A 23,896-nucleotide genomic window follows, 5' to 3' on the forward strand; every position below is an offset into this window, starting at 1 on the left:
GCCATCGGCAGCCTTGAATTTGCCGGGCCGTCGAAGCAACGTAGCGGCATGAAGAAACGACTTTCCTGCTGCCTGTTTGCTGCGCTCATGGTTGGCGTGGCGCCAGGCCATGCCCATGCGCAATCTGCCGACCTCGTGCTGTGCGACCGCCTTGCGGCCGATCCCTCCGATCCCGACAAGCCCGCCGACGTCAAGGGCGTGCCGGAGGTCGCCTCGGCCGACATCGCGACCGCGATCAAATACTGCGCGACTGCCACGAAATCCTCGCGCCGGGCGATGTATCAGCTCGGCCGCGCCTATGCGGCCAATCGGCAAACGGCGGAAGCGGTCGCGGCCTGGCGCAAGGCGGCAGACAAGGGCTCGACCTCGGCGATGGTCGAGCTCGGCGTGCTCTATGGGACCGGCGCGGGCGTCGCGAAGGACGAGGCGCAGGCGCGCAAACTGTTCGAGCGCGCGGCGCAGGCCGGCAATCCGCGCGGCGTCACCAATCTCGCCGCGCTCGGCGGCTCCTCGGCGGCCGACCCGGCGCGCGCCCGCGAATTGCTCGCGAAGGCCGCCGAGACCAACCCCGAGGCGCAATATCAGCTCGGCCTGATGCTTTCCGAAGGCACCGGCGGCGAGAAGGATGATGTCGCGGCGCGCGCGCTGTTCGAGAAGGCGGCGGCGCAAAATCATCCGGGCGCGCTGGAGCGGATGGGCGCCTTCGCGCAATCCGGCCGCGGCGGTCCGAAGGATTCGGATGCCGCGAAAGCCTATTACGAGCGCGCCGCAGCCCTCGGCGACGAGGACGCCAAGAAGGCGCTGGAGCGGGCGCGATGTCCGATGACGATCAAGGACAAGCGCGGCAACGTCGTGACGAACCTCTGCTTCTAGCGCGATCAATGGTAGCCCAGCCGTCATTGCGAGCGTAGCGAAGCAATCCATCTCTCAAAGCTTGCGGTGACGATGGATTGCTTCGCTACGCTCGCAATGACGTCTGTGGTGCGGCTTGTTCGAATTGCGTAAGCCGCTTTGCCGCCACGGCCCAGAATTGGGAGCTCGCGGCCTACGAACTGAGCCAGCTCGAATCCAGCCTTGCGGAAGCAGCCATGCTGTATTCCGGTATCCCCGTCAGCAATGTCACCACGCTGAAGGATCCGTTGCAGTCGGTTTCCGACGCGATCGCCGCGAAGGGTGGCCGCAAATTTGCGAAGGCCTTTGGAAATCTGACCGAAGGCTGCAATTCCTGCCGCACGTCGATGGGCCGAAGCTTCATCGCCATCCGCGTTCCCACTGGACCGCAGCCATTTGGCAATCAGCTATTTCCACCTCAGCGCAAGCCCTAATGGAACCGAGAGGGTGGGGCGCGGTTGATCGGGCAAAAGGAGACCCGACCATGATCCGCAAGCTACGATCCGGCGAATACCGCCTCTATTCGCGGAAGGTCAATCCGAAGACCGGTAAACGCCGCAATCTCGGCACCTTCAAGACCCGGGCCGCGGCCGAAAAGCACGAGCGCGACGTGCAATATTTCAAGCGCCACTAGTCGAGACTGTCCTGCGCGACGTCGCCTCTCTCCTCGTCATTGCGGGCGTAGCGAAGCAATCCATGCCCCCACTTGCCGCGCTATGGATTGCTTCGCTGCGCTCGCAATGACGGGCGAGGCGCCGAGTCCGTGTTTTCGGCGGCTGGCCCGATATCTCCGCTCGCGCTGGCGGGCGAAATCGACTAAGAGCGCCCCGCACAGATGTCCCACCAGATAGCGCAATGATCCGTCTCGATAACGTCAGCAAGCAGGCCGGCCACCAAATCCTCTTCATCGAAGCTTCCGCAGCGCTCAACCGGGGTGAAAAGATCGGCCTCGTCGGGCCGAACGGCGCCGGCAAGTCGACGCTGTTCCGCATGATCGCAGGCCAGGACGTGCCCGACGAAGGGCAGGTCGCGGTCGATCGCGGTATCACGATCGGCTATTTCAGCCAGGATGTCGGCGAGATGTCCGGCCGCAGCGCGGTCGCCGAGGTGATGGATGGCGCGGGCCCCGTCAGCATCGTTGCGGCCGAGCTGAAGGAGCTCGAGGCCGCGATGGCCGATCCTGATCGCGCCGACGAGATGGACGACATCATCGCGCGCTATGGCGAGGTGCAGGGACGGTTCGAGGAGCTTGACGGCTACGCGCTCGAGGGGCGGGCGCGCGAGGCGCTGGCCGGCCTTGGCTTCAGCCAGGAGATGATGGACGGCGACGTCGGCGCGCTCTCGGGCGGCTGGAAGATGCGCGTCGCGCTGGCGCGCATCCTCTTGATGCGTCCGGATGTCATGCTGCTGGACGAGCCGAGCAACCATCTCGATCTCGAAAGCCTGATCTGGCTTGAGCAGTTCCTCAGAGGGTACGAGGGCGCGTTATTGATGACGTCGCACGACCGCGCGTTCATCAATCGCGTGATCGGCAAGGTGATCGAGATCGACGGCGGCGCGCTCACCACTTACTCCGGCGACTACGAGTTCTATGAGCAGCAGCGCGCGATGGCCGACAAGCAGCAGCAGGCTCAGTTCGAGCGCCAGCAGGCGATGCTGGCGAAGGAGATCAAGTTCATCGAGCGCTTCAAGGCGCGCGCCTCTCATGCGGCCCAGGTGCAGAGCCGTGTCAAGAAGCTCGACAAGATCGAGCGGGTCGAGCCTCCGAGACGCCGCCAAACCGTGGCGTTCGAATTCCAGCAGGCGCCGCGCTCCGGCGAAGACGTGGTCGCGCTGAAGAACGTCCACAAGGGCTATGGCAGCAAGCGAATCTATGAAGGACTGGACTTCATGATCCGCCGCCGTGAGCGCTGGTGCGTGATGGGCGTCAATGGCGCCGGAAAGTCGACTTTGTTGAAGCTGGTAACCGGCTCGACCGAGCCGGACAACGGCACGGTCGTGCTCGGCGGCAGCGTCAAGCTGGGGTACTTCGCGCAGCACGCGATGGATCTGCTCGACGGCGAACGCACCGTGTTTCAGTCGCTCGAAGACGCGTTCCCGCAAGCCGGGCAGGGCTCGTTGCGCGCGCTTGCCGGCTGCTTCGGATTCTCCGGCGACGATGTCGAGAAGAGGTGCCGGGTACTGTCGGGCGGCGAGAAGGCGCGGCTGGTGATGGCGAAGATGCTCTTCGATCCCCCGAACTTCCTGGTGCTGGACGAGCCGACCAACCACCTCGATCTCGCGACCAAGGAGATGCTGATCAACGCGCTGTCGGAGTTTGAAGGCACGATGTTGTTCGTCTCGCACGACCGGCATTTTCTCGCCGCGCTCTCCAACCGTGTTCTGGAGCTGACACCGGACGGTATCCACCAATTTGGCGGGGGCTATACGGAGTACGTCGCTCGCACCGGCCAGGAAGCACCGGGGCTGCGGAGCTAGCTTTCGGCCGTCGGCGACGACTAGGAGGGCGGGTCAACGGTTCAGGGCGACGTCCCTGAACGCCTCGACCAGCGGCCGCTCGAGCTTGCCCTTCATGCCCTGCAGGACCTCGTAAGCCGCCGCCCGCGACATCGCCTGTTTGTAGGTCCGCCGCTCGATCAATGCGGAGAAGATGTCGGAGATGGTCAGGATGCGCACGATGTCGGAGATGCTTTCGGCGCAAAGCCCGTCCGGATAGCCGCTGCCGTCAAGAAACTCGTGATGGTGCCGTACGGCATCGAGGATTTCGGCCGAGACGCCGGGCGTTCCCTTCAGCACGGCGTGCCCGGCCGCAGGATGGGTTTCTATCAGCGCGCGTTCTTCGGCATCGAGCTTGCCGGGTTTGTCCAGGACGGCGAGCGGAATCCTTGCCTTGCCGAGATCGTGAAACATCGCCGCTGCGTAGAGCCGCTCGATATCGGCCTTCGCCATGCGAAGGCTCAGGCCGAAATCGACGGCGATGCCGGTCACCAGCAGGCAGTGCTGGTAGGTCCCCTCGTGGTGACGGCGAACCGTCGCCAGCCAGTCGGACAGCCCATGCTCGGCGATCGTCTCTGCGATCACGTTGCCGGCGTCCTTGGCCTCCGCGACGTTGACGGCCCAGCCGCAGGTGACCGCCGAGAACATCGAGGCGAAGCTGACCGCTCCGACCGACGCCGCCTCCCGGGCGCTCGAGGCGGGTTCGCTCGGAACGATCGATGGGGTCTCGCCCTGTGCGAGCTTTGCCAGTAACTGGGCCGGCTTGACCGGACCGAGCAACGCATGCGTCGCGCCGAGCGCGTAGGCTTGAACCACCGCGAGCCGGGTCCGCTCATTGACGACGAAAATGCGTTTTGGGATTCGCGAGAACGCGCCCGACATGGCTTTCAGCGCCGTGATGTTGTCGACGACACGCAGGTCGGCGTTGACGATAACGGTCGCGATGTCATTGCCGCGAATGCTGGCCGCTCCAAGCAGGTCCCCTGTGACGGGATGCTTCGGCTCCAGCATGGCGCACAAGGACGAAAGCCCGGCTTGCGTATCGGCTACAACGTAAACAGACATCGAGATGGTGTTGCCGGCATTTGCTTCAGATGTTGTCGAAGGCGCGCTGTTGGGCCTGGGTGAGAAAATGATCGAGGTCGCTGCAGAGACTGTGCGCGACATCCTCGTTGAGTTCGAATCGCAGCGTCTTTCCGGCCATGTCGATCTCGACGATTCCGCGCAGCGGCTCCGCGCAATTCGTGGTGACGGAAAAGGCTGCGATCTTGTGGACGGCCATCGGTGGTTCCTCCCTGAAAAAGTTGCGTCGCGCGCATGATCATTTTGGAATGATGGCGCGCCCTTTCTTCTTTCGTTCGGCGACAAACTTCACACCGATCTGCATCCCGTCGACCCGGACCAGTTCGCATCGCCGGAACGCAAGTCCTCTGGATGACAGGATCAGGAAGAATTCCTGCGCCCGCAGCACGTCGAGCGCGCCCTCGACCTCGAGCTTGGCGCCGGTCTGCGACACGTCGAGAAGAACGCAGCTTCGTTGCCAGGTGCCGTCAACGCCCATCAGGTTGACCGCATAGCGGTGCTCGAAGTGAACCCGCTCGGCTTTTCGGTTTCCGTAAGCCATCAATGCACTCCCCCAACTGAAGCTGTATCGGCGGACAAGGGCCTGGCGCCGATGTCGCTTACGGATCCGAAGCGGATGGCGCGCTGCGCGGTGGAAAGCGAAAGCGTGTCAAAGGCCTCCTTGGCCTGTTCGAGTTGTTGCGGCGAAACCGGCTTGACGCCCTTGCGGCTCCTGATGATGGCGACCGCGGTCTGCCAATCGAGCCGCGACGCCCGGCAGGCGAGGACCAGGCCGTAGCAATCCTGCGTCTCCATCAGCGGCTCGATGGTTTCGATCGGGACGGTTGCCAGCAGCGACAGCGCGGCGATGACACTGGGATGGTCGCGCCGGATCGCAAAACGGTTGACGATGGAATCGTTCAACTGGCCGGCATTGTTGAGAGCGAGCACCGTCGCCTTTGCCTCGGAATAGTCCACGGCAACAGGCTTGCGAGCGCGCCCGCGCGCGGCGGTCTCTTCGATCAGCGTTCTGATCGCGACATGCCGCTCGGGCGGCGCGGTCTTGAGCAGGCGGGCCTGCGCGGAGGGGCTGCACTTCGCCACCAACTCGCAAAGCACATCGCGCGGCAGATCCGGCCGCTGCACCAGCGCGTCGGCGATATCATCGTCGCGCAGGGCCATGTCGACCAGGGTTGCAAAGCCCACAACAGAGAACTGCGCGCTGGGATTCCTTGCGAGGATGCCGCAGATGGCGGCGTCGCCCCGCATCAGCAGGGCATCTGTGAGCCTGCGGCTCACCGCGCTGCGTTCGGCGATGGCGCCGAGGTGCTTTTCGCCGCGGGTCCTGATGACCTCGATGAGGTCGTCTTCGGAAAGGCATTCGCACTTGCGAAGGATCGGGACGGCGACTGCCGCGTCCTCGTGCTGGGCGAGGCGGCGCACCGCCTCCCTCGGGGCCGACCTCAGATCGGCAAGGGGGGCGCTGAGCTTGGTCAGCGTGCGCGCTTCGACGGCCCCGATCAGACGGACCAGGACGTCGTCGAATATTTCGATCTGGTGCTCGCTGAGCCGGTCGGCGTCCGCGAGGAACAGGCTCGCCACCTGCCGCAATATCCGGATGCGGCGTTCGGGGGAACCGGCTCTGACAACATCTTCGAGTTCCGCAATAAGCTCAGTCGAGGCAATGGCAGTCATGGCGGCACCAATAATCCGCTGCAGGACGTCGCTGTCCCTGAGCCGATTTCGCGCCTAGATTGTTAATTACCACTGTAAATTGGTCTCCTAGGGTTGTGTCTCCTTTAAGATTCTACCAGAAAACAGTATCGAAATTAGGCAATGGTATTTTGCCGCGTTGTCTTTCGCGGTCGCTGCGCTCCAACTAGGGGGAATAGAAGAAGAGTACGAGACGAGTCGTCGAGCGAAGATCGCCGCTTTTTTGCGGTGCGGCATGATTGCCGTGCCACCGACCGGTGTTGCTCTTACAAGAACTATTTTAAATGAACGATCATTCACCGGCGCTAACGCTGGTGCCGAAGATATTTCGATTCGATGATATCGACACGTTTCGGAGCTTTATTCGAAACGTGCAGGTGGAGTGCATTCCGCTTGCCCGGGAGATTTCGGCCGAGCAAACCATCCTGAACTTGCCGGGTTGCGACCTTAACTACACCAAGGCGTTTCCACGGGTCATCGACGTGCAGCTTGCGCCGAACACGACCGCCGTCGGGTTCCCGATGGATGAGGGCGCTGCCATTCGCTTCAATGGTATCGAGCACGATCGGTCGTTGCTGGTGATCGGCAGCGGTGGGGCTGCCTATAGCGCCCTTGAGAGAACCCCCCGGCAGTATGCCTCGATCGTTTTCAAGCCTAAGGTCGAGGATCGCGGGTGGCCGAAGACTGGGCTGAGCTTCAATCTCTATGAAACCAGCGAGACGGCGAAACGGCGGCTGCGCCAACTGGTGCGGGAGATCCTGGCGATCGCGCCGCACTTGGCCGAAGCGCCTGAGGTTCCCGGAGTAGCGGTCGCGATCCGCGAATCCCTGATGGCTGCGATCGACCATGCGTTCGCCGAGGTCGTGCCGGCAAAGTGGACGGCGCGGGCGAACGCTGCCCGGCAGTTCAAGGTTTTCAAGGATGTGCAGGCTGTCCTGTCCAGCGATCTCGCACGGCCGATCTATAGCGGCGACCTTGCCAGGGAGATCGGCGTATCAGTGCGTACCATGCACGATGCGGTGCAGCGCTATCGGGGGATGAGCCTGCACCGATATCTCCGCCTGCGGCGGCTGTGGCTCGTTCGCCAAAACCTCTTGGCCGGCGCCCACAGCGTCAAGGCCTGTGCGCTCGCCTGTGGCTTTTGGCACCTCAGCGACTTCTCCAGGATATACCGGTCGCATTTCGGCGAATCGCCGTCCGAGACACTTTCGAAGTCGCGGCGATCCTGAATAGCTGGGCCGCGCGGTTATGCGCCGCTCTGGCACTTCTTCATGAAGCTGGTCTTGGCGGCGCCGGCGAGCTTCTTGCCATCGGACCCGACCGCTTTGGCCTCGCAGGACTCGGTAGTGCATTTCTTCATGAACGAGGTCTTTGCCGCGCCCGACAGCGGTTTGCCGTCCTTGCCGACGGCCTTGGTCTCGCAGGACTCCTGCGCGAATGCCGAGCCGATCGCAAAGGTGGTGACGACCGCTACCAACAATATCCGTTTGAGCATGGGCTTCTCTCCCTGTTTGCCAAAATAGCGGGGCGGATTGGATATCGGAATCTTGCGCCAATCAAGTTGGTAGCGCGCGGATTCCTCCGCCAAATCGACAACCCATACCCGCGACTACGCCGCCCGGACTTCCGCCAGGAAGCGGTTGACTTGGCCGGCGAGATCGCGCGACTGCGCGGAAAGCTGTTCGGCGGCGCCGAGTACCTGGCTGGCGGCGGATCCGGTGTCGTCGGCGGCACGCTGCACGCCGGAAATGTTCGAATTGACTTCCTGCGTGCCGCGCGCCGCTTCCTGGACGCTGCGCGAGATCTCCTTGGTGGCCGAGCCCTGTTCCTCGATCGCGGCGGCGATCGCGGTGCCGATCTGGTCGATCTCAGTGATCACGTCGACGACGTTCTGGATCGCCTTCACCGTCTCGTCGCTCGCGGCCTGAATGGTGGCAATCTGCTCGGAAATTTCGGTGGTCGCCTTCGCGGTCTGGCCGGCCAGCGACTTCACCTCCGAGGCGACCACGGCAAAGCCGCGTCCGGCATCGCCGGCGCGCGCGGCCTCGATCGTCGCATTCAGCGCCAACAGGTTGGTCTGCGCTGCGATGTTCTGGATCAGCGTGACGACATCGCCGATCTTCTGTGCACCTTCGGCGAGCGAGCGGGCGGTATCACCGGTGCGGCGGGCGTTGTCCACAGCGCGCGCCGCGATCTCGGTCGACTGGGTGACCTGGCGGCCGATTTCCGAGATCGAGGACGTCAGCTCTTCGGTCGCGCTCGCGACCGTCTGCACATTGGTCGAGGTCTGGTCGGAGGCCGCCGCCACGACAGCCGCCTGCCGGTTGGTGGCTGACGCCGTCGAGGACATCGACTGCGCGGTCTCCTCCATGGTGGCAGAGGCGGCTGAGAGCCCGCCGACGAGCTCGCTGACCTTCTCCTCAAACGTGTGGGTCAGGTTGTCGAGCACTTGCGCGCGGCGCATCTTGACCTGGTTCTCGGCTTCCTTCTCGGCCGCGAGGCGATCGGCCTTGATCATGTTATCCTTGAAGACGCGCACGGCCTGCGCCATCGCGCCGATCTCATCGCTGCGTTCGGCGCCGACGATCTCGTCCGCAACGTCGCCGGCGGCAAGCCGCGACATCCTGGCGGTCAACTCCACGATCGGCCTGCAGATCCGGCGGCGCACCATCATGACCAGCGCAACGCTCGCCGCGAGCACGGCGATGAGGCCGGCGAGCGCGACCAGGAAGCTGACACGTGCAGAGGAGTAAGCGGACGAGAGCACCTGCTCGGCATTGTCATAGAAGGCGTCGCGCACCCCGATGATCGAATTGAGCCCATGCTGCGATTCCACGTAGAAGGCATCGACGTCGTGCTCGTACTTGCCGCTGGCCGCGCCTTCCTTCACGAGCTTCAGCTCCTTGCCGAACCGCTCGACATAGGCCTCGTTCATGCGGTCGAGTGCGGCTGCGACATTGGCGGGCAGGTTGGGATTGCCACGCAGTTCCTGCAGTGACATCAGCACCTGGTCCGCGCGGCCCTGGGCGCGGGCGAGATCGACCTTCTCGGTCTCGGTCGCCGCACGCCTGGCGCCGACGAGGTTCTTGTGCTGGCTCGCATTGAAGCCGCCGACGTCGCGCAGCGACCAGGCGATATTGGCGTAGACCGCCTGCCGATAGGCGTCGCCGTCGATCAGGGCCATCTTGCGCACCTGGCCGTCGAGCAGGGACGCTGCGGCATTGTTGAGCACCGCATTGTCGGCGACGATCTTCTTGGCGGCGTCCTTGCGCGCTTCCGCTGGGCCGTCGATCGCCTTGTCCATCGCCTCGCGCAGCGCGTTGAATTGTGCGTTCACTCCATCGATGCCGGCGCCGATCGCTTGGCCGTCCTCGAGCGAACCGGGCAGCGCTTTGCGCAGCGCCATCATCTTGTCGCGGGCGCGATCGGTCGCTGTGCGCACCTTCTCGTTCAGATCGGCCCGCTGCTTCGGATCGACCGTCGGCGGCCCAAACAGGATGTTGGTGGCGAAGCCACGCTCCGAATTAAGATAGCGCGGGATGTCACTGATCGCGCGCACGATTGCGAGTCGCTCCTGCGCTACCGACACGTTCTCCATGGTCTGGTATTTCGAGACCGCGACATAGACGGCGAGTCCGCCGCCCACGGCGGACAGCGAGACGATAGCGGTGGTCAGGAGGGTTCCGATTTTCATCTGACTGGTGCCATTCTGGACGATAGAGGAGCATTCGGTTCCATGGTGACCAGCGCGGATTAAATCCGCGTTTACGCTTTCCGATCGGAGTGGCCGGCATGGCTCATCGCATCCTCGTCTTCTACGGCTCCTATCGCTCCGACCGCATGGGCATTCGGCTTGCGAGCTTCGTGGTCGAGGGTCTGCGCGCCCGCGGTGAGGACGTCGAATTCATCGACGCCAAGGAGGTCGGATTGCCCATGCTCGACCGCATGTACAAGGAATATCCGAAGAGCGCGGCGCCTGCTGCGCTGGAGAAGCTTGCGGGCCAGATCCGCGAGGCCGACGGCTTCGTGTTCATCACCGGCGAATACAATTGGGGCATCCAGCCGGGGCTGAAGAACCTCACCGATCATTTCCTGGAGGAGTGGTTCTGGCGGCCTGCCGCGATTGCAAGCTATTCCGCCGGCCGCCTCTCCGGCGCGCGCGCCGCGACCGCCTGGCACGGCACGCTCTCTGAGATGGGCATGGTGGTGATTTCAAGCACGATCGGCGTTGGACCGATCGCGCAGACGCTGTCGGCGGATGGAAAACCGATCGGCGAGGGCGGCAAGGCGCTGGAGCGGGCCTTTCCGCGCTTCGCCGATGACCTCATCTGGTGGGTCGAAGCCGCCAAGGAGCAGCGGGCGCGCAAGCAGCCGCCTTACTGAGTTGAGGCAAGGGCCCCTAACTAACGCGTTCGCTGATCCGAATTTCCCGTGGCTGATTTGCGCTTGGTTTCGGCAGGCGCGCCCATCTCCTGGCAGGGCATCTGCTGCCATGAACCGTCGGCTGCTTTTTGATAGGCACGGCAGGGCGATGTCGCCTGCTTGTCGTCGGCCTTCTGGGCGTCCGGCTGGGTTTCCGAGTTCTTCGCGAGGACCGGCGTCGCAAAATGCGCGAGCGCGGCCACCGAACCGGCGAAGATCACTGCTGCAATCCGCATCGGAGGTTCTCCTTTCGATGCAAATTTTTCTAGAAGCAATTGTGGAAAATTTTTGCCGAACGGCCCGATGCGCCGGACTTTGCTTAACAATCGGAAAATGACCGAAGAGCCAAGGCCCGGGGAACGAGGCTGTCGTTCGGCGGTTTAGAACAAACTGCGGCCCAACCACGACGGTGTGACGACCGGCGCAGGCAACATCGGGAGAGCGACATGATGCCAGAGACGCAGATTCACGTGATCGCGCGGCAGATGTTGGAGCAGCACGGCTTTGAGGCGATCGCCCGTGCGGCGCAGAAGGCGCAAGCCTGCGAGAGCCAGGGCGAGGCCGACGAGGCCCGCGAATGGCGCCACATCGAAGCCGCCATGAAGATCATGCGCGGCCCCAACCAGAGCTGACAAGCTATCGCACCGGCATCGGCGGACGCACCACTGGTCCGCCATCTTGCGCCGGCGGCTCGGGCACCGTTTGCAGCGGAGCCGGCGCGGGCGGTGGCGGCAGGGGCGGAGCTGCAGCGGCGGTTTGCGCGGGCGGATATGCCGGCGGCTTCGGCCTGCGCACGGGCGCTGCGACCGGCCGCGGCGGCGGCGCCGGGCGCGGCTGCACGGCTTGTGCCGAAACCCTGGCCTCGGAATTCCTGGCCATGTCGCGGGCGATCTGATCCTGCCCAGTCTTGAGCTGCGCGATGCTGGCTTTGAGTTGCTCGATCTGTTGGCCCATCGTCGCGAGATCGTGCGCCATCGACTGCAGCAACTGCGCGGTGTCAGGTGGAAGGGCTGCGGCGGTCGCCGGCGCGGCGGCTTGCGCAGGCTGTGCCTGAGCAGGGGTGTCCGGCTGAGCGACTGCCTGATCGGTCGAGGCGGTTTGAACGGCGGGTGGGGCCGGCTGCTCTGTAGCCGCCTGATCGGCGGGCGGGGCGGATTGCTCCGCGGGCGCCGTCGAGTTACCCGGCGGTGACGAAGACAACGACGACAACAGCGAGACCTGCGGTATCCAGTCCGCAATCATCTGCTTGGCAGTGTCGCCATGATGCTTCCAGGCCGCCGCCGCGAAAGCGCTGAGCAGAGCGAACAGGAAGCCCATCGCGGCGCGCCTAGCCCATTTGGCGAGCGGCGAAGGCTCGCTCGGGAGCTGGATGTGATCGCTGGCCGTCACGCGAAACGCGGTATCGAGCGATGGCGCCGAGGCGCCGGTTGCCACGTAGCTCTGCGGTGCCGGCGCCTGGTTCACTTCGGCACGCGTTGGCGGTGCACGATCTCCGCGCGCGGCGAGCACGACTTCGGGGTCGATCACGAAAACATCGTGCGGATCGGATTCTTTAGCAGGATTAGTGTTCAGCGTGGAAAGCATTGGCGCTCCATCTTCAGTCCAATGCCACCCGCTCTGGAAGCGGCCGGCGGATTTACACTACGTCAACCATCCTCTGCCCAGCCCCACGACTCCAGCCAGGTGTGACCAAAGCAAGGCAAGAGGAGGGAGAGTCTGGGGCCGCCCACGGCGACTGGCTTCCCCGGAACTCGGGAATCAGTCGCGGAAGAGGGCGTGCTAGTTCTTCGGACGGATGAAGCCGGCAAGGTGAGTCTTCTGCGCTTCGCACCAGGTCGTCATCCCCAGCCGCCGCTGGTCGAGATCAGTCGCCTGGGTGGCGACCGCGACTTCGGCCATGAGCTCGTCGTCCTGGCGCTCGCCCATCTTGCCGCCGGTGTGCATGAACGCGATCGCCTTGCGCACTTTCTCCGTGGTGCCATCGGGCAGGTGCATCTCCTCGGCCTTCTGCACTAGGTCCTGATAGACGAGATCGGTGTTGGGACACTCGACCTTGGCGGCAAACGCCTGCAGCACCAGCGTGACATAGGCCGAGCGCGGATCGGCCTGCGCGGGCTGAGCAGCAAGCAACAGTCCTGCGATCAACAAAGTATAGCGCATCCTTGGGAACCTCCTGTTTTTTGAGGAGGCTAGCGTCGACACTCGCGCCGTGCAACCGAGGCAAGGCAGAACGTGCTGACGCAATCAAACAGACGTGTTTCCACAGCCTTTGCCATGATTTCAGCACTATTCTGGCAGCAACTAGGTAACAGGTTAACGCAGGGGAGACGTGCGGTGTCGAGATTGGGGCTCGCAGTTTTGCTGACGGGGGCGGTGTCGCTCGCCGGCTGCATGCAGACGACGCTGTCGCCATCCACAGATGCCAGCATGACGCCGCGCGATCGGCAATTGTTGGCCCATCCACCCTACGCGCAGGCTTCCATTCCGGAGCAGTTCCAGCGCCATATCGTCGACTACACGCGCAAGGAACAGCCGGGCTCGATCCTGGTCGATACCGATGCGCGCTATCTCTATTACGTGCTGCCCGATGGCAAAGCGATCCGCTACGGCGTGGCGGTGGGCGAGGAGGCGATGGCCTTCTCCGGGGTCGCTACCGTTGGCCGCATGTCCGAGTGGCCCGACTGGGTTCCGACCAAGGATATCCAGGAGCGGCTCGGACCTTATCCGTCGCGTGTCGCCGGTGGCCCTGCTAATCCGCTCGGTGCGCGGGCGCTCTATCTCTACCAGGGCAACAAGGACACGCTGTACCGCATCCACGGCACCAATCAACCGGAATACATTGGGCAGGCGATCTCCTCCGGCTGTATCCGCATGGCCAATTCCGACGTGATCGATCTGTTTGGCCGGGTGAAGCCGGGCGCGACCGTCGTCGTGCTGCCGCCTGCTGCTGGCACGGCGGCGATCGGACCGTTCAGCCCGCGCCGCGGCTGACTTGATCTAAGCCAACTCACCATCCCTCATTCCGGGGCGACGCGTTAGCGTCGCAACCGGAATCCATTTTCCCGTTGTGCCTGCGGCCCATTTGATTCTGGGCGAGCATGCTTCGTATGCATCCCGCCCATAATGACAGCGCCGGCTGTGGCGCAATCACCACACCTTGCGGGAATCGTGCAACGGCAAGCGTGCCCGACGCTTCCTGCCCCGGTTAAGCCCGATTGGAGTCCGCCCTTAACGATGTTGGATTTCGGCTTGGGCTAGGGGCGCGAGTTGGGGATGCAACATGTGGTTCGACGCTGCCGCAAATTCGTACGTCGACATCAGGGGGCGCGCGCAGGTTGATGCGCACCTGGTCTCATCCGGTTCTATGTGGAGAGCCACGCGGCTCATCGCGGTGGTTCTCGGGGCCGCTTCATTGGCGGCCTGTGCGCAGTCAACCGTCGTCAGCCAACGATCGGAAATCGGCGCGAGCAGGCAGGCATCGTACGTGCACACCCGCACGGCGGCGGTAGCGATGAAGAGGCGGGTAGCGGCGATGCGGAAGCATACGCGTCTGGCGTCGCGCAAGGGTGGCGATGCCAAGGTCGCATCCCAGGGTGTCGCGAGCTTCTACAGCGAGGACTCGCAGACTGCGAGCGGAGAGAAGTTCGACAAGAACGAATTGACCGCGGCGCATCCGACCTTGCCGTTCGGCACCAAGCTTCGCGTCACCGACGTCAAGAGCGGCCGTTCGGTGACGGTGCGGGTCAACGACCGCGGACCGTATGTGCGGGGACGAGTCGTCGACGTCTCCTATTCCGCCGCGCAAGAACTCGGAATGGTCGGCAAGGGTCTCAGCAACGTCAAGCTTGACGTGGTCCACTAACCGTTGGTCCCACACGTCGGGAATTTTCTCTGTCGTCGTCGGGAAAATCTCCCTCGCGCTCGGCGCTTTATTCAGGTTGCCGGCAGCTTTCGTCACGATAAGATTCTAAACGCTACGTCCCGCGCCTTGAACTTATCCATTGCGTGCGGATTTCTTACCCAATGAACTTCAACCCCGCCTTCCATTCGTGGAGGCGGGGTTTTTCTTCCTGTTCTTCATTAGACCAATTCCAAGCAACGTGGCGCCTCCGAGACAGCCCGGTTCTGGTTGCGCGACAACGCGCGTCCGTCTATGTGGATTGCATTATCAAGGACGGCGCGCTGGACGGCTGGGGCTTCGGCGGTGGTATCCGCTACCATTGCCGTTAGCCGAACGGCATCAACTTGGCACTCAACGTGAAGAGCATGACCGACCGCGTCACCATGGCCTGCACCAGGAGTGGCGGCGACCAACACACGCGCCCGCGCACCATCGTGCGCTCGGCCAGCGATCGCAGGTAGACGCACCGATGCGACCGAAAACGATCCGGCTGTGGTCGCGCATTCACACATGGACTTCGCTCGTCAGCATGGTGTTCCTGCTGATGCTGTGCGTGACCGGCCTGCCATTGGTTTTCCATGACGAGATTGACGATCTGCTCGAGGAGGAGATCGCGGCGCCTGAGATGCCGGACGATACGCCGCGTGCATCGCTTGATCGGGTGATCGAGGTCGCGCGGCAGCGCTATCCCGGCGAGTTCGTTCTCATCGCCAATCTGAAGCAGGCGGAGCCGCTGGTCACGGTCGCGACGTCGCCGACCGCCATGCCTGCGCCCGGCCAGTTTCATCGCGTGACCATCGATGCGCGCACAGCCGAGGTGCTCGGCGAGGAGGCGCCGCATCAGGACGTGATGGATATCGTGCTGCGCATCCACAAGGACATGTTCACGGGCCTGCCGGGCGAATTGTTCCTCGGCGCAATGGGCGTTGTCTTCGTCGTGTCACTGATCTCGGGGACCATCGTCTACTGGCCGTTCATGCGGCGGCTGGATTTCGGCACGATCCGACGCGGCTCGTCGCCGCGGCTCAAATGGCTGGATACGCACAATATGCTCGGCATCGTCACGGTGACCTGGGCCGTGGCGGTCGGCTTGACCGGGACGATCAACACGCTGGCGACGCCGCTGTTCGATCTGTGGCGCGCGCAACTGGTGCCGGTTCTGCTCGCCCCGTACCAGGGCAAGCCCGTCGCGGCGATTCCCTCCGTTCAATCCGCCGTCAGCCGCGTGCGCGAACGATTTCCGGATCGATTGGTGACCTCAGTCACCATGCCGACATCGGCGCGCTTCGGCAGCCCGCAACATGTGATCGTCTGGACCAAGGGCGCAACGCCGTTCACGGCGCGCATGCTGCAGCCGGTGCTGGTCGATGCCAACAACGGCGAGAATATCCTTGCGCCGCAGGTGCCCTGGTATCTGAGGGCGCTGCAGGTCTCGCGACCGCTGCATTTCGGCGATTATGGCGGGTTGCCGCTCAAGATCGTCTGGGCGTTGCTCGATCTCGTCACCATCATCGTGCTGGGCAGCGGCATCTATCTGTGGTTCGCCAAGCGGCGCACCGCGCCGGCGCGGATGAAGCTGCCGGATGTGCGGCCGGCTGTGGAGAGCAAGGTCTAGCCATATGGGGCGGGCCGTAGGGCGGATCTACGGCGTCGTCGCACGCTCCGCTGTCGTCCCCGTGAAAGCGCGCGAAAGCGGGGGGCCCATAACCACAGGGAGGCGTTGTGGCGCGGGCAAGCGGTTGCAGCGGAGCGCACTACAAAGGCCTGTGGTTATGGGTCCCGGGTCAAGCCCGGGACGACGCGGGGATGGGTTTTTGATTTGAATTTCAAACAGCGGAGAGGATGTGAGTTCGCATTCTCGCGGCGCTGTGCGTCCGAGGTTTGCTTCACTTTCCACCCTCCTCGATATTATATAGTAAGGGGGGCAGCAGTCGAAGATGATCCTAGTCGTTCTCTTATTGGTATTTCTCTTCAACGTGTCGCCAGCGACGGCCGAGGTGCTGACCGCGCGCGATATTGTCGATCTCGGCAAATTCGGAACGAAGATATCGAGCATCAGTTGGTGCTCCGATGAAACCTTGACCTTCATCGATAAGCAGGCGCCTCAAGGGCCGGGTGCTGCGACGTCGCCGAGCGGTATCGTGTACATGCTGTCTCTGGTCGGCGGCGATCCTCATCCGCTGGTCGTCTATCCGGCCGCCTATGCGCGCGCGGATTGCGTTCGTGGGGGGCAGTTCGTGTATGTGTCGGGTGTGGCGCATCTCGCCTACAGGCCCGGTGAAGTGCCGACAAGCGAAACGGTCATTCGACAGTCCTTCCATCATCTGGTTCGAGCCTTGCGCGACGAGAGCGGCAGAAGGTGGCCCTCGACAATCCATATTCGAAAGAGTGGCGGAGGTCCCGAAGGGCCCATGCAGACCGATGGCGCCGGCAACCTGTATAGCCGAAGCAACGGCGGCGCAGTCGAACTCAGGGACATCAATCCAGGCGGCCTGAAGCCGCGCCAGACCGAGCCGCTGAGTTATTCAATCGAGAAGGACGGCTTTGAGTTCATGGTGTTCGCCTCGGACCAAGATAGATACGGACCGCGTGATCCGAAGATCGGCATCTACGGGGTGTCGACGCCGCAGATCGGCTCTCGGAGTCTCGGCAGCTACCAATGTCCGACCCGGGCTCCCAGGCCCGGCTGCGCTAAAGACAGCAAGTCGAAAAATGTCGTCTATTACACGCTTGCTGCACATGCCACTTCGCAGTTGTCGGGGCCTGACGGGGCTCTGCCCGGCTACCAGGCCCTCTATACGGTCGTACCCGGAAAACGTCCGCTCATGCAGTACTGGCAGATTGTTGGTGCCGGTCCGTTCAAGCTTCCATATGAACTTACGGTGGCCGATATTGCGCTCGATGGAGAGCGGTGTCTTGTCCTGCTGGAGCCCAGTCGGGGTGAGGCTTCAAGCCGCGTGGCCGGTCGGTTGCGTCAAGATCTCCTGATCGCGGATTGCGAACTGAAGAATGACAGGCTCGAATACTTCGAGCCCCATGGCATCGGGCAAAAACAAGGATCGTTCATTTTTCCGAGGCTGAGTCTGCATGGAGAGACTGTCGTCGTGACGGATTTCTACGACAACAGTTCACAGGAAGAGGACCAACTCGAGCTGGAGCGGGTCGAAAGCGATCGAGCGAGAATCTGCGCACAGCTATTTCACGGCGTCAGTGCTGCATCGTTGCAGCGGACCAACTCGCTCTGCGCCTCGGCAGACCGAATTGGCGGAGGCTGGGACGTCGAGCACCTGATCGTAAGCCCCAATGCAAAGTTCATCGCATTCGCCGGCAGGGACGATGCGCTGATTGTTGGGCGCGACTATCGGAAGGACGGACGTGGGCCGGAGTGGCTCACCAACGGAGAGTATTGATGGCCGGCGTCGTCCTCGCCCGCCGGGCAGATCACTGACGGTCATTTCGGGCTCGCGACTTCATCGCACTCCGGAATGACGGCGGAAAAACCGGGCGGAACTTCACGGCGCGTTGAATAAAAGGTCGGAACGGTGCCCGTGTTCCACAGTTGGGCCTTCGAAGGGGCACCATTGGAGGAGGACCGATGAAGAAGCTCGCATTATTGAGTGCCGCCGCGGTGTTGACGACGACGTTCGCCACCCCGCTGATGGCGCAGGGAGTCACGCAGGAACCTGGCTCGATCGGATTCAACTATCCGAATTCGCGCTACCTGACCGGCAGCTATGGCGTCGGCACACCCTATAATACCGGCCGCTATCCCCGCATGGGTTACCATTATCGGCAGGTCTACTACGGACCCGTCTATCACCGACCCTATTACGGGCCTGGTCCCGGCGAGGTCGCAGCCGGCGTCGTCGGTGGCGCGATCGGTACAGCGGCCGCGATCGCCGCTGCGCCGTTCGAGCCGTATGATTCCTACGCTTATTGAGGAACACAGTAGCGACAAGAGAGCGGCCCAAGGGCCGCTTTTTTGTTGCCGCTTCCTGTGCGCCCTCGCGACAGCAAAGCGGCGTCGGCGCCGTTCCATCAAATCGTCACGTTCCCGGCGAATTGCGGCCAAAGCCTGTTGGCTATTGGCGAAAACCGGGCAAGCACAAACATGGGAAAAAGAAATTGTCCTACAAAATGATCGCAGAACGCGACAACGAGAAGGTCAAGGTCGAACGCCAGAGCTCATTGATCATCGTAGCCAAAGCGCGCGTCTTCGCCAGCGCCGGCTGGCAGGTCGTGATCACGGATAAAGAGGGGACGTCGTATGCTCCGGCGGAGTTTGATCGATTGTTAGCGGCGTGATCTTGCAGGTCAAAGCAGGGCGGATTGGCGCGAGCGTGATCCGCTATTCCCCTCGCAACTGATCGGCGGATTATCGCATTCGCGCAATCTGCGCGGCTAGGGCGATCGAAGTATGATCGCCCCAGCGGCTGCTCCAGCAACTCAGCAAAACGTGAACGACCAATCGCGGGTCGCGAGCAGCGATGCGCGGACGGCGCGGCGTACATCAGCGCTTGGTGCTTGGGAAGATCATTCCATTTCAGCGCTCGATTGAGAACGTCCGCATCGTCGGCTGAGCGCTACGGCGAAGCTTCTTCCGAAGACGCATAAAAGCGGGGATGCCCCGGCCCCTTCAAAAGCACGCGTCCGCCGTGGCCGATCACGATGATGTTTTTTGGATGATGAATATCATTCTATTGAACGTGAACGTCTCATCGCTATCTGCAGCCGCGAACGCCACGATGACTTCGAGACGTTGGCGAGAGTTCAAACACGATTTGTTTGGTCAAGTCGAAAGGGGAATAGGCAATGACTAGGTTCAAGCTTTTCAGCGCGGTTGCATTGGTATCGGCGGTGATCGCAACTCCGGTGGCTGCGCAGCAGGCGGTCCAGGAGCCTGGAGCGCAGGCGTTCTATCAGAGCCTCGGCGTCGGCACCCATAATTATCCGCAGAATGCGCTGGCGTCGATCGGCCGTGTCGATCTGTCGGTCGCGCCTCCGGCGCGCCACGCGCGCGCGAGGCATCACGTTTCCAGGCAGTGACGTGGTCACAACGCCGGCCAGCATGATGTAAGCCGCCGGCTTCTTCAGACGAAGGCGGATCGCCTTCGCGCGCCGTCCGCCTTCAAGCGGTTTGAAGCGAGCCCTTGCTCAGTTCCGCCTTGCGGAGCGCCACGCCGGCACAGGATCGAGCGGCGTGCGATACAGCTCGATATTGTCGGCATCGGTGACGCGAACCGCGCAGCCTTTTGCTTTCAACTCGGGTTTGACTTGCGAGAGCTCGTTGGCGAGCTGGTCGGCTCTGTCGGAGGCGACGTGCAAGTCCTCGAGAATGATCGAGCCCTGATTCCTGAACTCTTCCCCAACGACGAGATCGAAGCTGTAGCAAGGCATCCGAACCACTCCTGTTTCGGTATGCACTGCATGGTAGCACTGAGTCGGTGGTTCCCTAAGACAAGCAACGCGCAATGGTTAAGCTCCGCGCACAAACAGTGCGCAGCGATGCGCGAATGCATCACGCGACTCGTCGTGCGATGCAAAGCTCCGTAGTTTTCCGGTGGTGAGTCGCGAGCGAACGCCGGTTGGCTGGCGCCGTCGCGCGTCAACTAAAGCGCGATGAGATGAGGATGAATCATCATCGCGCTTTAGGTTATTGTTTGAGCATGGTCTTTTCGGAAAACCGCTTCACACTTTTCCGGATCATGCTCTAGCTGCCCGCAAAGTGTGATCCAGGCCACTTTTGCCTTGTTAAGATTTTATTAAACTTGCCGGTGTCCCCTAAGGGCACAGCAATTTGTGGCGGAACCGGACCCGGGAGCCGGCAGCTACAAGAGAAGGCCGGCGGCGTAACGCCCGCCGGTCTTTTCTCTGGACTGGGGCGAAGGAGCCGAGCTGCGAAGTAAGACAGCAGTCCTGCTGCTTCCGACGATGATCGGCCGCCGCCCACTATCACAAGGTCAAAAGCAGCCTCTGCACAATCCTCGGTCCCCAGTGCAAGGCGGTGAAATAATGCTGACTGCGATGAACGCTGCGGCGACGCCCATGCAAATCGCCGCTCCGACCTTGACGTAAGCAGCAGAGCGCAGTTGGCGTGCGCGAATGAACGCCTCGGCAACAATCAGATTGGGAATGTAGAAAAAGAACGCCATCACGGCGTCAAAACCCCCGTCGAACGTCGGCGTGTGACCCATGTTATGGCCGAGCAATGCCCAGAATCCGTAATCCATCCGGTAGAGCCATGACCCGATCACCAGCGCAAACAGCCGGATCGCCCAGGCACGATGCTGCTCGAAGCGTTTGCCTCGCGCATGCCAGAACGTTGCGACGGCGGCGATGGCCGTGAGCGCGCCATAGAGGCTGAAACCGATATTCATCGGTGTCCCGCCGATCGTGCCCTGCACGGCGATAAAAGCGAGCCCGCCCAAGCCGGCCATAAGTGCCGACAATGCATAGAGCCGGCCGACCCACCGGTGAAACGCCGGCGCTCTCGCCCGCACGGCGCTGATCAGTTGCAATGGACCGAGCAGAAGAAGCACCGTGCCGGCCGCGAAATGCAGCCCGATACCCATTGTTGCCATCAGCGAGTGTGGATCGTGAAGGCGCGGCAGATCCCGGATTTCCATCCACCAGCGCGCCGAGGTAGATCGCAACAATATACAAACCGAAGATCGCCGCGCTGATCCAGACGGCAGCCACAAGGGCGGTCATCGTCCATCGTAACGCGGCCGTGCCGACGGCACTTGTGCCGATCGAGCCGCTCTGCTGCCGATCAAGTTCGAATTGCAAGGACACCGCGATAGCTCAGCATAAGTTTGGCGCGCGACGAACAGGATTTGGAGCTGATTGAGGCATTGGGATGACTGCAAGGCCCGGAGCCCAGTCGATGACGTTACCGATGTAATTCGAACGCATGTGATCGATCGAGCGCAACCTTCGTGGTCTCCAGCGCGTTATCGGAGCATGACAGCTCAGCAAAGCCTGCATCCCATGATGAACTTCGACCCGTCCGAGCCCGCGATCCTGCACGACCGCGCCACGGACGAGATTGTCACCTGGATCGGCGACGAAGCCGACGACTTCCGCCGCACCAGCAACGCGCGCGCCGACGGGGCGGTCGCGTGGCGGGAGTTCGTGTTCGACGGATGGGGGAATGTGCTGGGCGGGTGAGGGCCGACGGAGCCGGTGGCGGGGCCGCAGCGCCGATCGGCGGTAGGCGGAACATGAGCGCCGGCCATTTGCACCTCAGCGGTTGCCTCGGGCGGCAAGGGCGGATATCCGTCCGCTCCTCCGGGCCAGCCCAAATTCCGACGATCGGCCCGGCCAGACCACGATCGGACGACCGATGCCCCTGTCTCTGCCCAAGCAAAAGATCCGCGTCCTGCTGCTGGAGGGCGTGAACGATTCCGCCGTTCGCCTGTTCGACGCCAACGGTTACACCGAAGTCGAGCGTCTGCCGAAGGCGCTCGGCGCCAAGGAGCTTAAGCAGGCGCTGTCGGGCGTGCATATGCTGGGGATTCGTTCCAGGACCCAGCTCACCGCCGACGCGATTGAGGCCGCCGATCGGCTGATCGCGGTCGGATGTTTTTCCGTTGGCACCAACCAGGTCGATCTCGATGCGGCGCGGCGACTCGGCGTCCCCGTGTTCAATGCGCCTTATTCCAACACCCGCAGCGTGGCGGAACTCACCATCGCCGAGGTGGTGATGCTGCTCCGAAAGGTGTTCCCGCGCTCGGTCGCGGCGCATGCCGGCGGCTGGGACAAGTCCGCGGAGGGCAGCCGCGAGGTGCGCGGCAAGACGCTTGGCATCGTCGGCTATGGCAATATCGGCTCGCAATTGTCGAATCTGGCGGAAGCCATGGGCATGCGCGTGATCTTCTTCGACCAGACCGACAAGCTCCGCCACGGCAACACTGAGCCGGTCGAGACGCTGGACGGACTGCTCGCGGCAAGCGACGTCGTTTCCCTGCACGTGCCGGAGACGCCGGCCACCGCCAACATGATCGGCGAGCGTGAATTGCGGCAGATGAAGCAGGGCGCCTATCTCATCAACAACTCGCGCGGCACCGTCGTCGACCTCGATGCCCTGGCCCGCGTGCTCGGCGAGGGCTGGCTCGCCGGCGCGGCCGTCGACGTCTTCCCCGTGGAGCCGGCCTCCAATGCGGACCGCTTCGTCTCGCCGCTGCAGGGCCTCCCCAACGTGATCCTGACGCCGCATGTCGGCGGCTCCACCGAGGAGGCCCAGGACCGCATCGGCGGCGAAGTCGCGCGCAAGCTGATCGACTATTCGGATGTCGGCTCAACGCTCGGCGCCGTCAATTTCCCGCAGGTGCAATTGCCGGCGCGGCCGACCGGCACCCGCTTCATCCACGTGCACCGCAACGTCCCCGGCGTGTTGCGCCAGGTGAACGACGCCGTCTCCCGCCATGGCATCAATATCCTGGCGCAATACCTGCAAACCGATCCGGAGGTCGGCTACGTCGTGCTTGAGACCGACGTCGTCGGCGGCGAGGGCGAGGGATTGCTGGCGGACTTACGGGCTGTGAACGGCACCATCCGCGTCCGCGTGCTGTACGATCAGGACCGGCCGATGGCGCGGTGAGGGGCATGGCTATCGCGAGCTGGCCGCGCGTCGAGATCGTCGTCCGCTATCTCAGAAAAATGTGATCGGCTGGTCGATCTCAATCGACGTGTCATTTGGATGACAGTCGGCTGGTAATCGGAAGATCATTCTGTTTCCCTTCGAATTTCAGCAACGCGATCCCTGTACCTGGCGCCCGTAGCGAAGCAAATCGCTAGGCGAAGCGACGGATCGCAATCCTGCATTGTTGCAATGCAACAAGGCGCATACCGCAACGCAGCAAAAGAGCTATCTTCTGGCTTTCGAATCTATCCAGGAGAATTGCAGTGAAGAAGACTTCTTTAACCATCGCAGCCATGGTCGCGATCACGATCGCAGGCGGCACCACCAGCTTCGCTGCGGAATTGCCGACCTATGAAGTGCAGGGGCTGCCGATCTCGCCGGTGCAAGTCGGGCTGTTGGGAGCCGCGAATGTCCAGGAACAGACGCAGGTCGCCCCCTCGGCGGCTTCTCCGCACGAACTCAGCGTCCTGACACCCCGACCGAAAGTAAGGGCCGCAACGGTCGGTACGACCGGGACCGGAACCGGCGCGTCCCGCTAACCGACACGCGCTTACGGTGCATAGCTAGCGAAAGGCCCGCGACATGTTCGCGGGCCTTTTGTGTTGATGGGGTAGTGCTCACATCGCTCCGCCGATCCGCCCTAGGCTGTGTGGACTCTTGGGATTCTCAAATCAGACGGAACGTGATTCAAGGCTTTCTTTTAGGAGGAAGCCTTGGGGGTTCTGGATCGGCTCGTTCTGAACGACACGCAATGGGACCGTATCTCC

At 62.8% G+C, this 23,896-nt stretch carries 28 protein-coding genes; 17 read left to right on the forward strand and 11 right to left on the reverse strand.

What is annotated here, in order from left to right; all coding sequences use genetic code 11:
• Positions 1-48 precede the first annotated feature (48 nt).
• The 4 genes from ACZYOF_RS14660 to ACZYOF_RS14675 all read left to right on the forward strand — a co-directional run bounded on the left by ACZYOF_RS14660 (position 49) and on the right by ACZYOF_RS14675 (position 3,369).
• Complete coding sequence (locus ACZYOF_RS14660) at positions 49-873, forward strand: tetratricopeptide repeat protein (protein WP_394568542.1); 825 nt, start codon at positions 49-51, stop codon at positions 871-873.
• 77 nt (positions 874-950) lie between these two features.
• The gene (locus ACZYOF_RS14665; protein ID WP_463716197.1) at positions 951-1,325 is read left to right on the forward strand and encodes a hypothetical protein; all 375 of its coding nucleotides are present in this window, start codon (positions 951-953) and stop codon (positions 1,323-1,325) included.
• Between the two features lie 50 nt (positions 1,326-1,375).
• Positions 1,376-1,525, forward strand: coding sequence for a hypothetical protein (locus ACZYOF_RS14670; protein WP_130582672.1), 150 nt, complete (start codon positions 1,376-1,378; stop codon positions 1,523-1,525).
• Between the two features lie 221 nt (positions 1,526-1,746).
• Positions 1,747-3,369, forward strand: coding sequence for an ABC-F family ATP-binding cassette domain-containing protein (locus ACZYOF_RS14675; RefSeq protein WP_463716198.1), 1,623 nt, complete (start codon positions 1,747-1,749; stop codon positions 3,367-3,369).
• Positions 3,370-3,402: 33 nt separating this feature from the next.
• On the opposite strand, the gene ACZYOF_RS14680 is transcribed toward ACZYOF_RS14675, so the two are convergent.
• From ACZYOF_RS14680 to ACZYOF_RS14695, 4 genes are read right to left on the reverse strand one after another with little or no spacing between them, the layout of a single operon-like run.
• Positions 3,403-4,452: an HD-GYP domain-containing protein gene (locus tag ACZYOF_RS14680; protein WP_463716199.1), complete on the reverse strand. Its 1,050-nt coding sequence runs from the start codon at positions 4,450-4,452 to the stop codon at positions 3,403-3,405.
• A 25-nt stretch (positions 4,453-4,477) separates the two neighbouring features.
• Positions 4,478-4,669 carry a hypothetical protein gene (locus tag ACZYOF_RS14685; protein ID WP_130582669.1) on the reverse strand — a complete coding sequence of 64 codons (192 nt, stop codon included), beginning with the start codon at positions 4,667-4,669 and terminating at the stop codon, positions 4,478-4,480.
• A gap of 39 nt (positions 4,670-4,708) precedes the next feature.
• A complete protein-coding gene (locus ACZYOF_RS14690) occupies positions 4,709-5,011 on the reverse strand; it encodes a PilZ domain-containing protein (protein ID WP_463716200.1) in 303 nt (100 codons plus the stop codon).
• On the reverse strand, positions 5,011-6,144 hold the full coding sequence (locus ACZYOF_RS14695) for a DUF2336 domain-containing protein (RefSeq protein ID WP_463716201.1): 1,134 nt from the start codon (positions 6,142-6,144) through the stop codon (positions 5,011-5,013). Before ACZYOF_RS14695 ends, ACZYOF_RS14690 begins: the two co-directional genes overlap by 1 nt.
• Before the next feature lie 302 nt (positions 6,145-6,446).
• On the opposite strand from ACZYOF_RS14695, the gene ACZYOF_RS14700 reads away from it, so the two are divergent.
• Positions 6,447-7,391: an AraC family transcriptional regulator gene (locus tag ACZYOF_RS14700; RefSeq protein ID WP_282530501.1), complete on the forward strand. Its 945-nt coding sequence runs from the start codon at positions 6,447-6,449 to the stop codon at positions 7,389-7,391.
• 17 nt (positions 7,392-7,408) lie between these two features.
• On the opposite strand, the gene ACZYOF_RS14705 is transcribed toward ACZYOF_RS14700, so the two are convergent.
• Positions 7,409-7,657: a hypothetical protein gene (locus tag ACZYOF_RS14705; protein ID WP_028165843.1), complete on the reverse strand. Its 249-nt coding sequence runs from the start codon at positions 7,655-7,657 to the stop codon at positions 7,409-7,411.
• A gap of 114 nt (positions 7,658-7,771) precedes the next feature.
• Positions 7,772-9,856, reverse strand: a complete 2,085-nt coding sequence (locus ACZYOF_RS14710) for a methyl-accepting chemotaxis protein (RefSeq protein WP_463716202.1) — start codon at positions 9,854-9,856, stop codon at positions 7,772-7,774.
• Between the two features lie 98 nt (positions 9,857-9,954).
• Between ACZYOF_RS14710 and ACZYOF_RS14715 the strand changes: the two genes are divergently transcribed.
• Positions 9,955-10,545, forward strand: coding sequence for an NADPH-dependent FMN reductase (locus ACZYOF_RS14715; RefSeq protein ID WP_463716203.1), 591 nt, complete (start codon positions 9,955-9,957; stop codon positions 10,543-10,545).
• A 20-nt stretch (positions 10,546-10,565) separates the two neighbouring features.
• Here ACZYOF_RS14715 and ACZYOF_RS14720 read toward each other — a convergent pair whose 3' ends face one another.
• Complete coding sequence (locus ACZYOF_RS14720) at positions 10,566-10,910, reverse strand: hypothetical protein (protein WP_463716204.1); 345 nt, start codon at positions 10,908-10,910, stop codon at positions 10,566-10,568.
• A 120-nt stretch (positions 10,911-11,030) separates the two neighbouring features.
• Between ACZYOF_RS14720 and ACZYOF_RS14725 the strand changes: the two genes are divergently transcribed.
• Positions 11,031-11,216 carry a hypothetical protein gene (locus tag ACZYOF_RS14725; RefSeq protein ID WP_130582662.1) on the forward strand — a complete coding sequence of 62 codons (186 nt, stop codon included), beginning with the start codon at positions 11,031-11,033 and terminating at the stop codon, positions 11,214-11,216.
• Between the two features lie 4 nt (positions 11,217-11,220).
• Here ACZYOF_RS14725 and ACZYOF_RS14730 read toward each other — a convergent pair whose 3' ends face one another.
• Positions 11,221-12,168 (reverse strand): hypothetical protein, encoded by a 948-nt coding sequence (locus tag ACZYOF_RS14730; RefSeq protein ID WP_463716205.1) that lies wholly within the window; start codon positions 12,166-12,168, stop codon positions 11,221-11,223.
• A gap of 195 nt (positions 12,169-12,363) precedes the next feature.
• Complete coding sequence (locus ACZYOF_RS14735; RefSeq protein ID WP_394569664.1) at positions 12,364-12,744, reverse strand: hypothetical protein; 381 nt, start codon at positions 12,742-12,744, stop codon at positions 12,364-12,366.
• A 231-nt stretch (positions 12,745-12,975) separates the two neighbouring features.
• Between ACZYOF_RS14735 and ACZYOF_RS14740 the strand changes: the two genes are divergently transcribed.
• The 7 genes from ACZYOF_RS14740 (at position 12,976) to ACZYOF_RS14770 (ending at position 19,531) form a co-directional block, all read left to right on the forward strand.
• On the forward strand, positions 12,976-13,575 hold the full coding sequence (locus ACZYOF_RS14740; protein WP_207234670.1) for a L,D-transpeptidase: 600 nt from the start codon (positions 12,976-12,978) through the stop codon (positions 13,573-13,575).
• Positions 13,576-13,948: 373 nt separating this feature from the next.
• Entirely contained in the window at positions 13,949-14,446 is a 498-nt protein-coding gene (locus ACZYOF_RS14745; protein ID WP_245476804.1) for a septal ring lytic transglycosylase RlpA family protein, read from the forward strand.
• Between the two features lie 508 nt (positions 14,447-14,954).
• Positions 14,955-16,100 carry a PepSY-associated TM helix domain-containing protein gene (locus tag ACZYOF_RS14750; protein ID WP_463716206.1) on the forward strand — a complete coding sequence of 382 codons (1,146 nt, stop codon included), beginning with the start codon at positions 14,955-14,957 and terminating at the stop codon, positions 16,098-16,100.
• A 322-nt stretch (positions 16,101-16,422) separates the two neighbouring features.
• Positions 16,423-17,895 carry a hypothetical protein gene (locus ACZYOF_RS14755; RefSeq protein WP_463716207.1) on the forward strand — a complete coding sequence of 491 codons (1,473 nt, stop codon included), beginning with the start codon at positions 16,423-16,425 and terminating at the stop codon, positions 17,893-17,895.
• A 185-nt stretch (positions 17,896-18,080) separates the two neighbouring features.
• Positions 18,081-18,425, forward strand: coding sequence for a hypothetical protein (locus tag ACZYOF_RS14760; protein WP_463716208.1), 345 nt, complete (start codon positions 18,081-18,083; stop codon positions 18,423-18,425).
• 185 nt (positions 18,426-18,610) lie between these two features.
• Entirely contained in the window at positions 18,611-18,790 is a 180-nt protein-coding gene (locus ACZYOF_RS14765) for a hypothetical protein (protein WP_130584049.1), read from the forward strand.
• A gap of 507 nt (positions 18,791-19,297) precedes the next feature.
• Complete coding sequence (locus ACZYOF_RS14770; RefSeq protein WP_130584050.1) at positions 19,298-19,531, forward strand: hypothetical protein; 234 nt, start codon at positions 19,298-19,300, stop codon at positions 19,529-19,531.
• A gap of 108 nt (positions 19,532-19,639) precedes the next feature.
• Here the strand turns inward: ACZYOF_RS14770 and ACZYOF_RS14775 are convergent, their stop codons facing one another.
• Together ACZYOF_RS14775 and ACZYOF_RS14780 are read right to left on the reverse strand one after the other, a co-directional pair.
• A complete protein-coding gene (locus ACZYOF_RS14775) occupies positions 19,640-19,882 on the reverse strand; it encodes a hypothetical protein (RefSeq protein WP_130584051.1) in 243 nt (80 codons plus the stop codon).
• 563 nt (positions 19,883-20,445) lie between these two features.
• Positions 20,446-21,111 (reverse strand): DUF2306 domain-containing protein, encoded by a 666-nt coding sequence (locus tag ACZYOF_RS14780; RefSeq protein WP_463716209.1) that lies wholly within the window; start codon positions 21,109-21,111, stop codon positions 20,446-20,448.
• Positions 21,112-21,448: 337 nt separating this feature from the next.
• Between ACZYOF_RS14780 and ACZYOF_RS14785 the strand changes: the two genes are divergently transcribed.
• The 3 genes from ACZYOF_RS14785 (at position 21,449) to ACZYOF_RS14795 (ending at position 23,668) form a co-directional block, all read left to right on the forward strand.
• Positions 21,449-21,655 carry a hypothetical protein gene (locus tag ACZYOF_RS14785; RefSeq protein ID WP_282528006.1) on the forward strand — a complete coding sequence of 69 codons (207 nt, stop codon included), beginning with the start codon at positions 21,449-21,451 and terminating at the stop codon, positions 21,653-21,655.
• A gap of 175 nt (positions 21,656-21,830) precedes the next feature.
• Entirely contained in the window at positions 21,831-23,087 is a 1,257-nt protein-coding gene (gene serA, locus ACZYOF_RS14790; protein ID WP_463716210.1) for a phosphoglycerate dehydrogenase, read from the forward strand.
• A gap of 305 nt (positions 23,088-23,392) precedes the next feature.
• Complete coding sequence (locus tag ACZYOF_RS14795) at positions 23,393-23,668, forward strand: hypothetical protein (RefSeq protein ID WP_394569765.1); 276 nt, start codon at positions 23,393-23,395, stop codon at positions 23,666-23,668.
• Positions 23,669-23,896 lie beyond the last annotated feature (228 nt).

This window comes from Bradyrhizobium sp. LeoA1Lang (genome assembly GCF_055413685.1).

Coding starts and splice junctions, on each gene's coding strand:
- ACZYOF_RS14755 (WP_463716207.1), top strand. CDS start 16,423: ATGATCCTAGTCGTTCTCTTATTGGTATTTCTCTTCAACGTGTCGCCA.
- ACZYOF_RS14675 (WP_463716198.1), top strand. CDS start 1,747: ATGATCCGTCTCGATAACGTCAGCAAGCAGGCCGGCCACCAAATCCTC.
- ACZYOF_RS14700 (WP_282530501.1), top strand. CDS start 6,447: ATGAACGATCATTCACCGGCGCTAACGCTGGTGCCGAAGATATTTCGA.
- ACZYOF_RS14695 (WP_463716201.1), bottom strand. CDS start 6,144: ATGACTGCCATTGCCTCGACTGAGCTTATTGCGGAACTCGAAGATGTT.
- ACZYOF_RS14770 (WP_130584050.1), top strand. CDS start 19,298: ATGACTAGGTTCAAGCTTTTCAGCGCGGTTGCATTGGTATCGGCGGTG.
- ACZYOF_RS14670 (WP_130582672.1), top strand. CDS start 1,376: ATGATCCGCAAGCTACGATCCGGCGAATACCGCCTCTATTCGCGGAAG.
- ACZYOF_RS14725 (WP_130582662.1), top strand. CDS start 11,031: ATGATGCCAGAGACGCAGATTCACGTGATCGCGCGGCAGATGTTGGAG.
- ACZYOF_RS14710 (WP_463716202.1), bottom strand. CDS start 9,856: ATGAAAATCGGAACCCTCCTGACCACCGCTATCGTCTCGCTGTCCGCC.
- ACZYOF_RS14715 (WP_463716203.1), top strand. CDS start 9,955: ATGGCTCATCGCATCCTCGTCTTCTACGGCTCCTATCGCTCCGACCGC.
- ACZYOF_RS14705 (WP_028165843.1), bottom strand. CDS start 7,657: ATGCTCAAACGGATATTGTTGGTAGCGGTCGTCACCACCTTTGCGATC.
- ACZYOF_RS14785 (WP_282528006.1), top strand. CDS start 21,449: ATGACAGCTCAGCAAAGCCTGCATCCCATGATGAACTTCGACCCGTCC.
- ACZYOF_RS14760 (WP_463716208.1), top strand. CDS start 18,081: ATGAAGAAGCTCGCATTATTGAGTGCCGCCGCGGTGTTGACGACGACG.
- ACZYOF_RS14680 (WP_463716199.1), bottom strand. CDS start 4,452: ATGTCTGTTTACGTTGTAGCCGATACGCAAGCCGGGCTTTCGTCCTTG.
- ACZYOF_RS14660 (WP_394568542.1), top strand. CDS start 49: ATGAAGAAACGACTTTCCTGCTGCCTGTTTGCTGCGCTCATGGTTGGC.
- ACZYOF_RS14745 (WP_245476804.1), top strand. CDS start 13,949: ATGTGGAGAGCCACGCGGCTCATCGCGGTGGTTCTCGGGGCCGCTTCA.
- ACZYOF_RS14735 (WP_394569664.1), bottom strand. CDS start 12,744: ATGCGCTATACTTTGTTGATCGCAGGACTGTTGCTTGCTGCTCAGCCC.
- ACZYOF_RS14750 (WP_463716206.1), top strand. CDS start 14,955: ATGCGACCGAAAACGATCCGGCTGTGGTCGCGCATTCACACATGGACT.
- ACZYOF_RS14685 (WP_130582669.1), bottom strand. CDS start 4,669: ATGGCCGTCCACAAGATCGCAGCCTTTTCCGTCACCACGAATTGCGCG.
- ACZYOF_RS14740 (WP_207234670.1), top strand. CDS start 12,976: ATGCAGACGACGCTGTCGCCATCCACAGATGCCAGCATGACGCCGCGC.
- ACZYOF_RS14775 (WP_130584051.1), bottom strand. CDS start 19,882: ATGCCTTGCTACAGCTTCGATCTCGTCGTTGGGGAAGAGTTCAGGAAT.
- ACZYOF_RS14730 (WP_463716205.1), bottom strand. CDS start 12,168: ATGCTTTCCACGCTGAACACTAATCCTGCTAAAGAATCCGATCCGCAC.
- ACZYOF_RS14780 (WP_463716209.1), bottom strand. CDS start 21,111: ATGGAAATCCGGGATCTGCCGCGCCTTCACGATCCACACTCGCTGATG.
- serA (WP_463716210.1), top strand. CDS start 21,831: ATGCCCCTGTCTCTGCCCAAGCAAAAGATCCGCGTCCTGCTGCTGGAG.
- ACZYOF_RS14690 (WP_463716200.1), bottom strand. CDS start 5,011: ATGGCTTACGGAAACCGAAAAGCCGAGCGGGTTCACTTCGAGCACCGC.